Origin of the sequence: Virgisporangium ochraceum (assembly GCF_016863655.1) — a bacterium.
GTDB classification, from domain to species: Bacteria; Actinomycetota; Actinomycetes; order Mycobacteriales; family Micromonosporaceae; genus Virgisporangium; species Virgisporangium ochraceum.
This window is the reverse complement of record NZ_BOPH01000098.1, coordinates 75813-89613: the sequence shown is the minus strand read 5'-3', so window position 1 is coordinate 89613 and position 13801 is coordinate 75813. Positions and strand designations below refer to the sequence as shown.

Here is a 13801-nt window from a genome sequence, read left to right as displayed (position 1 = left end):
TGGTAGTGGTCCACGTTCCAGGATCATGATGGTAGACATGGCCAACCCTGTCGAGTTCGACCGGTGGCTCGACGACGAGTTCGTCGAGCTCAACACCGAGCTGGAGGAGGCGTACTTCGCCGCCCGCGCGGAGATCGTCCGCGGCGACCCCGACCTCGACGCCCGCCGGGAGGCCATCCTCTTCGACGGCGCGAAGCTCGCCGCCGGCGTGCTCGACGCGGGCGAGCTGCCCGACGACCCGGTCGCCCGCTACCAGCTGCTCGGCTCGGTCGGCGGCTACCTGGGCGCCGTGCGCCGGCACCAGATCGACACGGGTCACGCCGACGTGCTCGCGCCGGCCTGGACCCTGGCCTGGACGCTGGCCGCCCCGCTCGGCGTCGCGCCCCGGTACGTCTTCGCGCACCAGTGCCTGTACGGGCACCGGCTGTTCACCGCGCTGCGCGACGAGCGGATCTTCGTCACCTACAACGCGCTCGGGGTACTGGCATACCGGCGGGCCGCCCACGCGCTGCGGCAGATCCCGCCGATGGGTGTGTCCACCCCGATGACCGGCTACCTGCTCGCCGACGCCCGCACCGCGTTGGAGGACGTGCTGCGGTTCAACCGGCTCCTCGCCGCCGAGCTCGACGTCGACCGGTTCTTCTTCAACGTGCGTCCGTACTTCAAGCCCTACCGGGTCGGCACGAAGGAGTACCGCGGCGCCAACGCCGGCGACTTCGCCGGCATCAACGAGATCGACCTGCTGCTCGGCCTGTGCCGGCGCGACGACCCGTTCTACGCCCGCATCCTCGCCGAGAAGGCGCCCTACGTGCCGCCGGAGGACCAGGCCCCGCTGCGGGTGGCCGGCACCGGCCCGTCGATCCTCGACCAGTTCCTCGCCGCGGCGAACGCCGGACGGCTGACCGGCGAGCTGAAGCAGAACGCCGCCACGTTCCTCGACGTGTGCCGCGCCCACGGCGCCGCCTACTCCTTCCACCACAACCGGCTCGTCCGGCCCTACCTGGTCGAGCCGGCCGGGAGGTCCCCGGACGCGGAGGACCTCACCGCGAGCGGTCCGCCGCTGCCGGTCGTCCTCGAGTTCCTGGAACGGCTGAGTGACCTGCGCGCGGCGCGCAACCGACCGGACCTGCGCACGGCGCACGGTGACCTCCGGGCGCTGCGGGCGGCCGTCGATGGGTCCTGACGAGTTCCGGGCGAGGTTCCCGGGCCTGGCGACGATGACGCACCTGGCGAGCTGCAGCCAGGGCGCGCTGAGCGACGCGGTGGCCGGCGCGCTCGGCGAGTTCCAGGACGCGCTGGTCGAGTACGGCAACCCGTGGCACGTGTGGATGGAGCGGGTGGAGCAGGCGCGGCGGCGGTTCGCCGCGTTCATCGGCGCGCACGACGACGAGGTGGCGATCGTGCCGTGCGCCTCCGACGGCGCGTTCCAGGTCGTGTCCGGGCTGAGCGGCCCGACGGTCGTCTCGTGCGAGCTGGAGTTCCCGTCGGTGGCGCAGGTCTGGCACGCGCAGCGCGACGCCTCGGTGCGGATGGCGCCGCTCGACGACCGCGGCTTCGCCACCGCCGAGGGGTTCGCGTCGGTGATCGACGACCGGACCCGGCTGGTGTCCGTGCCGCTGGTCAGCTACCGGCACGGGCAGCGGCTTCCGGTCGCCGACATCGTGGCGACCGCGCGGGCCCACGGCGCGCAGGTGTTCGTCGACGCCTACCAGGCGACCGGCGTGGTGCCGGTCGACGTCCGCGAGCTCGACTGCGACTATCTGGTCAGCGGCGCGTTGAAGTACCTGCTCGGCGTCGCCGGGATCGCGTTCCTGTACGTGCGCCGGGGCACCGCCCGCGACCTCGACCCGCAGCTGACCGGCTGGTTCGGCCGGGTCGACCCGTTCTCCTTCGACCCGACCCGGGTCGACTTCCCGGCCGCGGCGCGCCGGTACGAGACCGGCACCCCGTCGGTCCCCGCCGCGTACGCCGCGGCCGCCGGGATCGACCTGCTGGCCTCGCTCGACCGCGACGCCGTCCACCGGCACGTCGTCGAGATCACCGGGCGGCTGCACGCCCAGCTCGCCGACGCCGGCGAGCGGCTCGGCTCACCGGCCGGCGACGACGAGCGCGGACCGATGGTCGCGCTGCTCGACGACAACCCGGAGAAGCTCGCCGCGCACCTGGCCGAGCACCGCATCGTCACCAGCCCGCGCGGGAGCTTCCTGCGGCTGTCGGTGCACTACTACACCGACGACGCCGATGTCGACGCCGTCGTGCGGGCGGTCGCCGCATACCGTTAACTGGCAGGCATGGACCTCGCCGGAAGGGTCGCGCCGCTCACCGGCGCGAGCATGTTCACGCTGGCGCCGCTCGACGGCGTCGAGCTGCGGTTCTCCGACGGACCCACCGGCGTGCGCGGGCTGAGGTTCCACGGCGGTCCGGTGGTGGCCCTGCTGCCCAACGCGACGCTGCTCGCCTCCGCGTGGCGCGAGGACACCATGTACGAGGTCGGCACGATCCTCGCCGGGGAGGCGGCCCGGCTCGGCGTCCACGTGGTGCTCGGCCCGACGATCAACCTGCACCGCACCCCGCTCGGCGGGCGGCTGTTCGAGGCGTTCTCCGAGGACCCGCTGCTCACCGGGAAGCTCGCCGCCGGCTACGTGCGCGGCCTGCAGGAGCACGGCGTCGGCGCCTGCCTCAAGCACCTGGTCGCCAACGAGTCGGAGACCGACCGGAACACCGTCGACAGCGTGGTCGACGAGGCGACGCTGCGCGAGGTCTACCTGCTGCCGTTCGAAATCGCCGTCGACGAGGCCGACCCGTGGACGATGATGGCCGCCTACAACGACGTCAACGGTGTCGCGGCCACCGAGCAGGACCACGTGAACAACGGCATCGTGAAGGGCGAGTGGGGCTACCGCGGCCTGATCATGTCCGACTGGTTCGCCACGAAGACCACGGTGCGGTCGGCGAACGGCGGGCTCGACCTGGTGATGCCGGGTCCGGGGGGACCGTGGGGGCCGGCGCTCGTCGAGGCGGTACGCGCCGGTCTCGTGGCCGGGTCGACGGTGGACGACCACCTCGACCGGCTGCGGCGCCTCGCCCGACGCGTCTCCCCCGACGCCGCCGCTGGCCCCGCGCCCGACGACGCGGGCCGCCGGCAGCAGCTGGTCCGGCTCGCCGCCCGCGGCATGACCGTGCTCACCAACAACGGCGTCCTCCCGCTGGCCCGCGACCGGTCGGTGGCGCTGATCGGCCGGCACGCGGTGTCGACGGTCTGCATGGGTGGCGGGTCGGCACAGGTCAACCCGCCGTACCAGGTGAGCGTCGCGGTCGGGCTCGGCGCGGAGTTCCCCACGATGACCGTCGTCGACGGTGTGCCCGTACGGCAGCGTCCGGTGACCCCGTTCGGCGCGGTCTTCGACCCCGACCCGCACCGGCCGGGGGTGCGGGTCACCCTCCGCGACGCCGCCGGCGCCGTGATCGAGGAGCGGCACTCGTCCGACGCCACCGCGGTCGTCGGCCTCGACGACGACCTCGGCACCCCGGTCGCGTCGGTCACGTTCCGGGGCCGGCTCACCGCGGGCGGTGCCGTCGAGCTGGGCGCGACCGGCGTCGGTGACTGGCACCTGTCCGCCGGGCCGGTCGACGAGCGGTTCACGCTGTCGACCTCCGGCCGGGGTTTCGGCGAGGCGATCATCGCTCCGCCGTTCCACACGGTCGTCGCGGAGGTCGCCGGCGGCACCACCGTCGAGGCCACGGTCACGCTGCCGGCGCCGGACGAGGGGCCGATGGGCGGCGCCGGTCGGTTCGGGCTCGTCGTCGGCCCGGCGCCGCGTCCCCTCGACGACGTTCTCGCAGACGCCGTGAGTGCGGCCCGGCGGGCCGACGTCGCCGTCGTGGTGGTCGGGCTCACCGAGGAGCAGGAGACCGAGGCGGTCGACAAGTCGACCCTGCGGCTGCCGGGCGACCAGGACGCCCTCGTGTCCGCCGTCGCCGCGGCGGCCCGGCGGACCGTGGTCGTGGTGAACGCGGCGACACCGGTCCTGATGCCCTGGCTCGACGACGTCGACGCGGTCCTGTGGGCCGGCCTGCCCGGCCAGGAGGGTGGGAACGCGGTCGCGGCGGCGCTGCTCGGCGTGGTCGAACCGGCCGGCCGTCTCGTCACGACGTTCCCGGCCGCCGACGGTGCCTCCCCCGCCTGGTCGGTGACCCCGGTCGACGGGAAGCTCGAGTACACCGAGGGCCCGTTCGTCGGCTACCGCGGACATCACGCGGGGCGGGCGCCCGCGCCGCTGTTCTGGTTCGGACACGGGCTCGGCTACGGCTCCTGGGAGTACGGCGACGTGTCGGTGTCCACCGATCCGCTGACCGTGTCGGTCTCCGTGTCGAACACGTCGACGCAGACCAGCCGCGAGGTGGTGCAGGTCTACCTCGAACCGGTCGAGGACGACCAGCCCGTACGGCTGGTCGGCTGGTCGTCGGTCGAGGTGGTCCCGGGCGGCACGGCGCCGGTCGTCATCGAGCCCGACGCCCGGATGTGGCGCCGCTGGGACGCCGCGGCCGGCCGGTGGGACCGGCTCAAGCCCGGCGGTCACCTGCTGGTGGCCCGCGGCCTCGGCGACGTGGTCAGCCGGACCCCGCTACCGGACTGACCGGCGAGCCACGCCCTCCCGCCGAGGACGAGCAGCTCCCCGAGCAGGCTGACGCCGATCGCCAGCGTCACCGGCCGCACCTCCTCACGCACCCCGCCGCGCACGGCCAGCCAGCCGAGCCCCGCGCTGACCGCGACCGATCCGACCCACACCACGACGGTCCACGGGCCGTACCGCTGCCAGAGCGCGCCGTCGCGGACGAACAGCCGCACGGTCCACCCGCGGGCCGCGCCGAGCGCGAGCCCGACGATCGACCCGCTGACGACCCAGGCCAGCTCCACCGCGGTGGCCGGGGCCGCGCCGACCACCGCGTACCCGCCCAGCCCGACGAGGACGACCGGCGGTACGAGCAGGTCGCGGGCCGACAGCGGTTCGCCGAGGAACCGCCGCACCACCACGACCACGACCGCGATTCCCAGAATGATAATCATGCTGCCCCCTCGTTTTAGCACACTGATGCCAAAACAAAGTAGCACGGTCGTGCTAGAAAGAACCGTGCCGAAGATCGTGGACCCGGACGCGCGCCGCCGCGCCGTCACCGACGCCGTCTTCCGCGTCATCCACCGCGATGGCCTCGAGGGTGCCTCGCTGCGCCACATCGCCGACGAGGCCGGGCTGGCCGTCGGCTCGGTGCGGCACTACTTCGCCAGCCACTCCGAGCTCCTGCTCTTCGCCCTCGCCGCACTCCGGGAGCGGATGACCGGACGCATCCTCGGTCACCTCGACCGGCTCGCCGGTCCGGACCCGGCCACCCCGGCCGAGGTCGCCGAGGCCGTGCTGGCCGAGTTCCTCCCCCTCGACGAGGCGCGCCTGCAGGAGACCGTCGTATGGCTGGCCTTCGTCACCGCGGCGCGGACCCGTCCCGAGCTACGCGAGCAGGCCGTCCGGCTGCACGAGGGCGCCCGGCTGGTGGTCCGCCGCGTCCTCGACCGGGCCGCGGCCCTGGGCCGCACCGCTCCGGGTCTCGACCCGGCGCTGGAGACCGAGCGGCTGAGCGCCCTCCTCGACGGCCTGGCGATGAGCGTGGTCCTGCACCCCGACCGCCTCTCCCCCGAGACGTCGCTGGAGGTGCTCCGCCGTCATCTCGACACGTTGCGGGTCGCGGGTGGGTAGAACGGACGTTCGAGGAGCCGGTAGGATGGTCGCCATGAAGGCGCGGGGAGAGCGGCCGGTCACCACTCCGGCCCCCACGGCGGGCACGGCCTCCGACGAGGAGCGCGCCCACGCCCGCGAGCGCTTCCGCACCAGGCTGGCCGACGCCCAGCGGCGCGCCACCCCCGAGAAGCGCGCCAAGCTGCGCGCCGCCCTCGGTTTCACCGCCCCCGCCGCGTGAGCGTGCTGGTCCTCGACACCTCGGCGATCGTCGCCTTTACGCAGGGGTCCGTCGATGTCGGCGAGCCCATCGCCGAGGTCCGCGACTCCGGCGGCACGATCCTGGTTCCGGTGGTCTGTGTGGTCGAGGCCGCCCGCACGGTGGACGCGGCGATGCTGCATCTGCTCACCGAGCATCCGGCGTGCGAGCTGGTTCCCCTGACCGGCAACGAATGGCCCATGGCCGCCACGACCACGTTGATGCTCGGTCGCCTCGACCTGGCGACGTCCCTGATGGCGGCCGCCTCCCGGGGCGGTTTCGTGCTTACGGGCGAGCCCTTGGCCTACGGCGCACTCGGCGAGGACGTGGTCATTTCCCTGGGTGCCTGAGACCGGGACCCTCATCCGGCCGATGCACGGCGGATCCACCGCCATGGCCTGCTGTACCACCGGGCTGCGGCCTCGCCTGTCAGTGTCCGGCGAAGTGGGTCCGGGATCACCGGCAGGCCGAGCAGGTTCCGGGTCCTGGCCAGCGAACGCACACACTCGCCGTACGACAGCCCCAGCATCGCCCGCGCCCGGGCAAGCGACTCCACGATCTCTTTCCACCGGCCGTCGACGATCCGCTCGTGCCATTCCTTCCAGAGCCGGACGTTCGTGAAGTAGTCCTCCACGGTCGCGGCGAGCAGCATGTAGGAGATCACCGCCTCGTGGGGAACCTCGGGACGCGGTGCGGCGTCCCCGCCCTCGGCACCGTCCGCGACGGCAGGTTGCCAGTCCCGGACGGCTTCCATCACCCCGTCGAAGGTACGGGCCTGTCGGTAGAGCAGATTCTCGCGCATGGTGAGCAGCCAGTCGGGCACACCGGTTCCGTCGCCACGATCGCGCCGCAGAGCCGCGTCGACGACGTCCATGCCCTCGAAACGAACCAGACCACGAGCCACCTCGTCGAGCGTCAGTGCCGTGCCCTCGCGGATCCGCAGTTCGACACAGCGCCGGGCGGCCCGGATGAGATCCCGGGGCAACCCACCTGACAATGCGTGGCAGAGGAGCGCTACCGGCTCGGGAAAGTCCACGACCCGGCGACCGATCAACTGGATCGAGTGATCGATGGAGAACGGCTCCACTCTCAGGACGGTGTCGAACGCCGAGTCGAATACGTCCCGTACCGGAATCCCGCGTAGCGCGAAACTGTCGAGCGCGTCCTCGCTCACCGACACCACGAAGTGGACGCCGCCGACATGGAAGAGGTCCTTCAGGTTGTTGATCGACTCCAACGCTTTCTGACCATCTGCCATCTTGTCCAGCTCGTCGATCGCGATGACGATCGGCCGCCCCGACTCCTGGTGGGCCTGAAGAAGAAAGCCGCGCAGGTCCGATACGCGTTCGGGATGGGTGCGGTCGCGCTCGGTGAGCGAGAGCTGGTCCTCGGAGTCGATGCGCAGCAACGGGACCGGCGAGAAGCGGGTCCGGTCCCGGGCCCGCATGCTGGTGCGCCACTCCAGCCGACGGAGTTCCGCAAGCGCAAGTTCCGCGAGCGGGTCCCGTGTCTTCACCTGGCCGATGGCCCGGCGAAGAGGAGCTGCGGACGCCTGCGTCGCCAGTACGGTGCCGGAGAACAGCAACATCAGGCCGGCCAACGCAGTAGCGTTCAGACCCGTCAGACGAATGAACTGATCCTCGAACCCGAGCACCAGAAGAAGGGTGCCGAGCGCCAAGGTGATGACCACGATCGCCCGACGGCCGGTCATCGTCGACCGCGGGGCCGCGGTCGCTATCGACTCCTCGAATATGCCCTGCTCGGCGAGGATGGCGCGCGCCACCTTGGCGTGCATGAGCCGCACGAAGTCGGCGGCGTCGTAGTGGACGGGCGCGGCGATGTACACGCCGAGATACTCGGGCCGCGATGTGGCCTTGCGGATGATCGTTGTCTTCCCGACGCCGCGAGGACCGGCCACGCCGACCGCCGACGTGCCGTGCCGGTCGACGAACTCGACGATGGCGCGGACGCTGGTGGACGTGATGACGTCCTGGGTGTCCGTCTCGACCAGGTCGGGCGCGTCGGTCACGTCGAACCGCACGGGCGACGCGTCGTCGTGGAGAGGTTGACCGAGCCGATGTTGACGGATCATGGCGCCGACCTCGATGGTCAAGGTCTCCAGCAACCTGGCCCGAGCCTTGTCGAGCCGGTCGTGAGCGACCGCCACCCGACCTTCCTGTTGCCGGAAGGTCCCACGGACGAACCTCATGAAGGGACCGACAGCCATGCTGCCGAGGCTGAGGTAAATGGCGACGCCGGTGACGACCGTTCCGTCCCAGCCCGCCGGCAACAGCGCCTCCCACACATTGGCGATGAGGATCACCGCTATCGCGAGGAGAACGACCACTCCGTTGATCAGATAGCGCCCCGTCCTCTCCGTTTGGAGCGCCGCGACTGCGAGGTCATGACCCCGTTCCGCTTCGTCGTAGGCCATCTGCTCGGCCACCACCTGGGTGATGACCGCTCCGGCCCCGGTACCGAGGTGCTGCCACACGACATCCGGTGACAGGTTCAGAGCCGCGATGTCAGGAATCTCGAGCGCCCGCCGAATGGCGTCGCGGACCAGGTCGTCCGCCAGAGTCGGGGACTCCGGCGCATCGGCGCCGCTCGGGGTCGTTGCCATTCGACCAGGACTATCAGCCCTGTTCTTCGCCCACTGTCGGAAGCTCGATAGGCCGCGGCAGGCCCGTCCACCCGACGTACCCAGACCGGGTGACGTCGGGTGGTCCGGCCGCACGGCCTCAGGGGCGGTTGAGCTCGTACAGCATCAGCGACGCCGCCACCGCCAGGTTCAACGACTCGGCCGTGCCGGTCATCGGGATGCGGACCCGGCGGTCGGCCCTGGCCAGGGCCTCGTCGGGCAGGCCGTCGCCCTCGCTGCCCAGGAGCACGGCCACCGGACGGGGATAGCGGGTGGCCCAGTGGTCCACGGAGGCGTAGCCGGACGTCGCCACCACGGTCACGGCGTGGTCGGCCGCCCAGGTGAAGAACGCGTCCAGGGTCGGCGTGTGGGCCACGTTCACCGCGAACAGGGACCCCATGCTCGCCTTCACCGCGGCCGGCGCGAACGGGTCCGTCGTGTCGCCGACCAGCACCACACCGGCGGCGCCGGCCGCGTCGGCGGTGCGGATGACCGTGCCGAGGTTGCCGGGGTTGGCGACCCGGTGCAGCGCCACCAGGACGCCGTCGGCCGGCAGGGCGGACAGCCCACCGACCCGGCCGCGGACGATCGCGGCCAGGCCGGGGGCGCCCTCGCGATCGGACAGGCGCAGGAACAGCTCGCCGCTCACCCGGGCGACGCGGGTCCCGAGCGCCTCCTGCTCCTCGACCATGCGCATCGCCGGCGAGCCGGCCAGCAGGTCGGGCGCCACGATGAGCGTCTCCACGGCGGCGCCGGCCTCGACGGCGCGCCACACGGGCTGGACACCGTCGACGACGAAGGCGCCCTCCCGGCGACGGTGCCTGCGGTCAGCGAGCAGCCGGACCCGCTTGACCAAGGGGTTCGCCGCACTCGTGATAATTTCCGCCAACACCGCTCCTCTCGACCCCGGAGAACGTGAATGCCGAGCCTGCAGCCCATCGGGGCCCAGCACCCGAAGGTCCGACAGGTGCAATCTATCCAGCGCAACTCGGCGCCGAACCCGCACCGGCTGTTCATCGCCGAAGGGTTGTGGGCGCACAACCTGCTGCTGGAGCACGACATCCCGATCGACACGTTCTTCTGGTCGCCGGAGGCCGCCTACGGCGACGAGGCGCACAAGCGCGCCGAGCAGCTCGCACAACGAGCCGACAGAGCCTACGAGATCTCCGCGAAGACGCTGGAGCGCATCTCCGAACGCGACCGCCCCGACGGCCTGCTGTCGCTGGCGCCGCTGCCCCGGTGGGAGCCCGAGGACATCGACCTGCCGCCCGATGCGCTGGTCATGGTCGCCGACGGGATGGAGATCCCCGGCAACCTCGGAACGCTGATCCGCACCCTCGACGCCTGCCGCGTCGACTGCCTGATCCTCACCAACCGGCGCACCCGGCTGACCCACCCGAAGGTGTTCCGGGCCAGCCAGGGCATGGTGCTCACGACCCCGACGCTGGAGTTCGGGCAGCCCGAGCAGGCCGTCGACTGGCTGCGGAGGAACAACTTCGACGTGTTCCTCGCCGACACCGAGGACGCCCGCAACTACCGCCGCTACCGGTACGGCGGCCGGCGCACGGCGTTCGTGCTGGGCGCGGAGAAGTACGGCATCCCGAAGGCGTGGTACCAGCCGCACGTGAAGAAGGTGTTCGTGCCGATGCTGGGCCGGGCCGACTCCCTGAACGTGTCGGTGTCGGCGGCGGTGCTGCTCTACGAGGCGCGGGCCCAGAAGGAGCAGTGGTAGAACAGGGGCGCGGGCCCCGGTGACCGGGGCCCGCGACGGTGTCTGTCGCCGCCGGATCCGTGCGCCGCTGCGCTGGCGGGTCCACTGGAAGCCCGCGAGGTGTCTCGTCCGGACGGCGAATGTGGGAACTGACGGGCATCACCTTCCTTCGGGTCGGCGGAGCGCCCTGACGACCGCGCCAGGGGCGCTCCGCGTCCGGGAGCCTCGTGCGCCCGGCCGACCGAGACCGGGCGGGTACGGGTCAGACGTCGATGGCCTTCTTCTGCTGGGTCCCCTCGACCGCGACCTGCACCTTGCGCGGCTTCGCCTTCTCGGCCACCGGGATGCGCAGCACCAGGATGCCGTTCTCGTAGGCGGCCTGGATGTGGTCGGTGTCGAGGGCGTCACCGAGGAACAGTTGGCGGGAGAACACGCCGTAGGGCCGCTCGGTGAGGTGCGCCTGGGCGCCGTCGGGAAGGTCGAGCGGGCGACGCTCGGCCTTGACGGTGAGCACGTTGCGCTCGACGTCGACCTCGATCGCGTCCGGCGCCACGCCGGGAAGATCGAAGGCGACGACGAACTCGTCACCGTTGCGGTATGCGTCGAGCGGCATGGATGTGGGCCGCGACCAGGTACCGGCCGGGGTGCCGCTGAAGAACTGCTGGGTCAGCCGGTCGAGCTCCCGGAACGGGTCGGTGCGCATCAACATGTTCCACCTCCCGGAGTCATTGTCTGCTCGTCAATGCGCTGATACCTTTGTAGCACGTCATCGGAACGATGACAAGCCGAATGTCATCGGAAGGATGGCATCGGTGAGTGTCATCGTCAGTACGACAGGATCCCCCATGGACGACGCCCAGCACCTGCTCGACACCACCACCGGCACCGACGTCCTCGCGGCCCTCGTCGCGTTGCGCGAACTGCGCGACCGCCTCGACGCCTACGAGCCCGAACTGATCGCCGCCGCCCGCGCCGCCGGGATGAGCTGGGCCGACCTGGCGCCGGCGCTCGGAGTCGCCAGCCGCCAGGCCGCCGAGCGGCGGTACCTGCGGCTGCGCCCCGGCAACCGCTCCCTCACCGGCGACGAGCGGGTGCTCGCCGAGCGCGACCGGCGGGCCGCCGACCGCGCGGTCACCGCCTGGGCCCGGGCCAACGGCGCCGACCTGCGCCAGCTCGCCGGGCAGATCAGCGCGCTGTCCGACCTGGGTCCCGACGCCCAGCCCAGCCTCGACCGCCTGCACGCCGCCCTCGGCGACGCCGACGCGACGGCGCTGCCCGATCTGCTCGCCGGCACCCGGGAGCACCTTCCGGCCGCGCTGGCCGAACGCGTGCGTGCGATCGGTGAGCAGATAGATGCGGTCCGAAGCAATACACAAAGCGCACGAACGCACCACCGGACGTCCGCGGAATTCGCAGATGGTTCCAGTTCCGAACCGTCGCGTTTGAAACTTTCGCGTGACAGTCTGGGTTAGGCACGCAGGGCGGGCGAAGGGGCGGGCGCCGATGTTCTCTACCGGCAGACATCCAGTGGGCATGAGGGACATCGTCATCGGCGTCGATGGTTGCGCGCCCAGCTGGGACGCCCTGTACTGGGCGGTCCGCGAGGCGCAGCGCCGCCGGTGCCGGCTGCGGCTGGTGTTCGTCGACACCGCGGCGTCGCCCGATCCCGCGCAGGCGAGCCGGAAGCTGGCGCACATGGTCACCGACGCGCGCCAGTTGGAGCCGTCGGTGCGGGTCACCGGGATGCTCGCCGACGCCGAGCCGGTCGCCGCGTTGCGCGCGGCGTTGTCGCTCGCGGCGCTGCTCGTCGTGGGCGACGAGGGAGAACCCGGCTGTACCGCGCTGGGCCGGGCCGGTCGCGCGATCGCCGACGACTCGGCGGTGCCCGTGGTGGTGGTGCGCGGTCAGCAGCCGCCCGAGCACAGCCCGGTCGTCGTCGAGGCCTCCGCCGGCACCCAGTCGGCCGTGGGGCTCGCGTTCGAGGAGGCCGGAATGCGGGGGTGCCCGCTGATCGCGGTGTCCTCGGCCGGTGCGGCCCTCGACGAGTCCCTCGCGCCGTGGCGCGACAAGTTCCCCCGGGTGCCCGTGCGCACCACCACGATCGAGGCCGAGCCCACCCCCGCCCTGCTGGCGTTGTCGCGGCGGGCGCAGCTGCTGGTGGTGGGCCACGGCGACGACGAGGGACTGCTCGGCCCGGTGCCGCGCACGGTGCTCGACCGCGCCCACTGTCCGGTGCTCATCAGCGCCTAGCCGGCACCGGGTCAGCGCATCGCGGCGGGGAACTGCTGGCGGGCCCAGTCGGTGGGGATCAGGGTTCCCCCGTCGACCTTGTTGACGGAGATGAAGTCGGTCGTCAGACCCGTGTGGTCGGTGCGGGAGTAGGCGTAGGCGCCGTTCGGCGTCACGAGGCGGATGTTCTCCAGCGTGTCGCGGACCTTGGTGCGGTTGGTGGTCTTCGCCTGCCGCACGGCGGCGGCGATCAGCTGGACCGCGCTGTAGCCGTCCTGGGCGAACTGGGGCGGAGCGTACTTGTACAGCGCCCGGAACGAGCGGGACAGGCTGCCGATCACCTCCTTCTGCTCGCCGTCGGGCAGGTAGGCCCCGACCACGCCGATCGAGCTGGCGATGGTCACCCCTTCGGCGGCGGCGCCGGCCGGTTCGAGGAACAGCCGGCTGGCCTGCGCGGCGGTGAGCACCAGCGGCACGCCGAGGCGCGACGCGGCGTACTGCTTCGTCACCGTCACCGCGGGCGGGCCGGTGGCCCACACCGTGAACGCCTGCGCGCCCGACGAGCGCACCTTGGCGAAGATCGGCGCGAAGTCGGTGGTGGCGGTCTGGAACTCCTCCTGTGCCACCAGCGTGACGCCGTAGTAGCCGGCCTTGTCCTGCATGCCCGTCAGGCCGGCGGTGGCGTAGGAGCTGCGGCCGTCATAGGCGACCGCGACCCGGCTGACGCCGGTCGCCTGGAAGTACTGCAGCAGCCGGTCGGCGTACTGTGAGGAGACCGCCGGCACCACGAACGTGTAGGGGCGAATGGGCTTGACCTGTTCGTCGGCCGGTGCGAGGGACAGGTACGGCAGGCGCGCGTCCTCGGCCAGCGGGATCGTCTGGAGGGCGCTGTTGGAGAAGGCCGACCCGATGACGACGTCGACGTCGCCCTTGATCTCGTTGAAGCTCAGGACGGACTGGTCGGGCTGGCTGCGGTCGTCGCGCACGACCAGCTCGACGGGGCGGCCGAGCAGGCCACCCGCCGTGTTGATCTCCTCGACGGCCAGCTCGACGGCCTTCTTGTGGTCGCGCCCGAGCGACTCGTAGCCGCCGGTCAGCGGGGCGATCATGCCGATGCGGTACGGGCGGTCGCCGTCGCCCTCCCCGTCGTCGCCGCAGCCGACAGTGGCGAGCACGACCGCGAGCAGTACGGACACGGACACGGATCGACGCACGAGTACCTCCATGTACTG

14 protein-coding genes are annotated in these 13801 nt (G+C 71.9%); 9 read left to right on the top strand and 5 right to left on the bottom strand.

The annotated features are described in order from the left end of the window. The first annotated feature begins 37 nt into the window (after nucleotides 1-37). From Voc01_RS36055 to Voc01_RS36045, 3 genes are read left to right on the top strand one after another with little or no spacing between them, the layout of a single operon-like run. Nucleotides 38-1183 (top strand): monodechloroaminopyrrolnitrin synthase PrnB family protein, encoded by a 1146-nt coding sequence (locus Voc01_RS36055; RefSeq protein ID WP_203932139.1) that lies wholly within the window; start codon nucleotides 38-40, stop codon nucleotides 1181-1183. Then, nucleotides 1173-2282, top strand: a complete 1110-nt coding sequence (locus Voc01_RS36050) for an aminotransferase class V-fold PLP-dependent enzyme (protein ID WP_203932138.1) — start codon at nucleotides 1173-1175, stop codon at nucleotides 2280-2282. Before Voc01_RS36055 ends, Voc01_RS36050 begins: the two co-directional genes overlap by 11 nt. Nucleotides 2283-2291: 9 nt before the next feature. Then, nucleotides 2292-4637 carry a glycoside hydrolase family 3 protein gene (locus Voc01_RS36045; protein ID WP_203932137.1) on the top strand — a complete coding sequence of 782 codons (2346 nt, stop codon included), beginning with the start codon at nucleotides 2292-2294 and terminating at the stop codon, nucleotides 4635-4637. On the opposite strand, the gene Voc01_RS36040 is transcribed toward Voc01_RS36045, so the two are convergent. Further along, entirely contained in the window at nucleotides 4577-5068 is a 492-nt protein-coding gene (locus tag Voc01_RS36040; protein ID WP_203932136.1) for a CcdC protein domain-containing protein, read from the bottom strand. The two genes, Voc01_RS36045 and Voc01_RS36040, sit on opposite strands and share 61 nt — an antisense overlap. 64 nt (nucleotides 5069-5132) lie before the next feature. Here Voc01_RS36040 and Voc01_RS36035 point away from each other — a divergent pair, with 64 nt between their 5' ends. Genes Voc01_RS36035 through Voc01_RS36025 form a run of 3 tightly spaced genes read left to right on the top strand, consistent with a single transcriptional unit; the run spans nucleotide 5133 to nucleotide 6338 of the window. Further along, entirely contained in the window at nucleotides 5133-5750 is a 618-nt protein-coding gene (locus tag Voc01_RS36035; protein ID WP_203932135.1) for a TetR/AcrR family transcriptional regulator, read from the top strand. A 34-nt stretch (nucleotides 5751-5784) separates the two neighbouring features. Then, the gene (locus Voc01_RS36030; protein WP_203932134.1) at nucleotides 5785-5970 is read left to right on the top strand and encodes a hypothetical protein; all 186 of its coding nucleotides are present in this window, start codon (nucleotides 5785-5787) and stop codon (nucleotides 5968-5970) included. A gap of 2 nt (nucleotides 5971-5972) precedes the next feature. Then, nucleotides 5973-6338 (top strand): hypothetical protein, encoded by a 366-nt coding sequence (locus Voc01_RS36025; protein ID WP_203932133.1) that lies wholly within the window; start codon nucleotides 5973-5975, stop codon nucleotides 6336-6338. Nucleotides 6339-6349: 11 nt separating this feature from the next. On the opposite strand, the gene Voc01_RS36020 is transcribed toward Voc01_RS36025, so the two are convergent. Together Voc01_RS36020 and Voc01_RS36015 are read right to left on the bottom strand one after the other, a co-directional pair. Beyond that, entirely contained in the window at nucleotides 6350-8611 is a 2262-nt protein-coding gene (locus Voc01_RS36020) for an ATP-binding protein (RefSeq protein ID WP_203932132.1), read from the bottom strand. A 118-nt stretch (nucleotides 8612-8729) separates the two neighbouring features. Then, nucleotides 8730-9518, bottom strand: a complete 789-nt coding sequence (locus Voc01_RS36015) for a TrmH family RNA methyltransferase (protein ID WP_203932131.1) — start codon at nucleotides 9516-9518, stop codon at nucleotides 8730-8732. Nucleotides 9519-9548: 30 nt separating this feature from the next. Between Voc01_RS36015 and Voc01_RS36010 the strand changes: the two genes are divergently transcribed. Next, nucleotides 9549-10361: a TrmH family RNA methyltransferase gene (locus Voc01_RS36010; protein ID WP_373873913.1), complete on the top strand. Its 813-nt coding sequence runs from the start codon at nucleotides 9549-9551 to the stop codon at nucleotides 10359-10361. Between the two features lie 241 nt (nucleotides 10362-10602). Here the strand turns inward: Voc01_RS36010 and Voc01_RS36005 are convergent, their stop codons facing one another. Beyond that, on the bottom strand, nucleotides 10603-11049 hold the full coding sequence (locus tag Voc01_RS36005) for an Hsp20/alpha crystallin family protein (RefSeq protein ID WP_203932129.1): 447 nt from the start codon (nucleotides 11047-11049) through the stop codon (nucleotides 10603-10605). A gap of 136 nt (nucleotides 11050-11185) precedes the next feature. On the opposite strand from Voc01_RS36005, the gene Voc01_RS36000 reads away from it, so the two are divergent. Beyond that, on the top strand, nucleotides 11186-11812 hold the full coding sequence (locus Voc01_RS36000) for a type III effector protein (protein ID WP_203932128.1): 627 nt from the start codon (nucleotides 11186-11188) through the stop codon (nucleotides 11810-11812). A 61-nt stretch (nucleotides 11813-11873) separates the two neighbouring features. Beyond that, nucleotides 11874-12590, top strand: a complete 717-nt coding sequence (locus Voc01_RS35995; protein ID WP_203932127.1) for a universal stress protein — start codon at nucleotides 11874-11876, stop codon at nucleotides 12588-12590. Between the two features lie 11 nt (nucleotides 12591-12601). Here Voc01_RS35995 and Voc01_RS35990 read toward each other — a convergent pair whose 3' ends face one another. Beyond that, nucleotides 12602-13783: an ABC transporter substrate-binding protein gene (locus tag Voc01_RS35990; protein ID WP_203932126.1), complete on the bottom strand. Its 1182-nt coding sequence runs from the start codon at nucleotides 13781-13783 to the stop codon at nucleotides 12602-12604. Nucleotides 13784-13801 lie beyond the last annotated feature (18 nt).

Bases quoted from the DNA above. Each gene is read 5' to 3' on its own strand.
- Voc01_RS36055 (WP_203932139.1), top strand. From the start codon at position 38: ATGGCCAACCCTGTCGAGTTCGACCGGTGGCTCGACGACGAGTTCGTC.
- Voc01_RS36050 (WP_203932138.1), top strand. From the start codon at position 1,173: ATGGGTCCTGACGAGTTCCGGGCGAGGTTCCCGGGCCTGGCGACGATG.
- Voc01_RS36045 (WP_203932137.1), top strand. From the start codon at position 2,292: ATGGACCTCGCCGGAAGGGTCGCGCCGCTCACCGGCGCGAGCATGTTC.
- Voc01_RS36040 (WP_203932136.1), bottom strand. From the start codon at position 5,068: ATGATTATCATTCTGGGAATCGCGGTCGTGGTCGTGGTGGTGCGGCGG.
- Voc01_RS36030 (WP_203932134.1), top strand. From the start codon at position 5,785: ATGAAGGCGCGGGGAGAGCGGCCGGTCACCACTCCGGCCCCCACGGCG.
- Voc01_RS36020 (WP_203932132.1), bottom strand. From the start codon at position 8,611: ATGGCAACGACCCCGAGCGGCGCCGATGCGCCGGAGTCCCCGACTCTG.
- Voc01_RS36010 (WP_373873913.1), top strand. From the start codon at position 9,549: ATGCCGAGCCTGCAGCCCATCGGGGCCCAGCACCCGAAGGTCCGACAG.
- Voc01_RS36005 (WP_203932129.1), bottom strand. From the start codon at position 11,049: ATGTTGATGCGCACCGACCCGTTCCGGGAGCTCGACCGGCTGACCCAG.
- Voc01_RS36000 (WP_203932128.1), top strand. From the start codon at position 11,186: ATGGACGACGCCCAGCACCTGCTCGACACCACCACCGGCACCGACGTC.
- Voc01_RS35995 (WP_203932127.1), top strand. From the start codon at position 11,874: ATGAGGGACATCGTCATCGGCGTCGATGGTTGCGCGCCCAGCTGGGAC.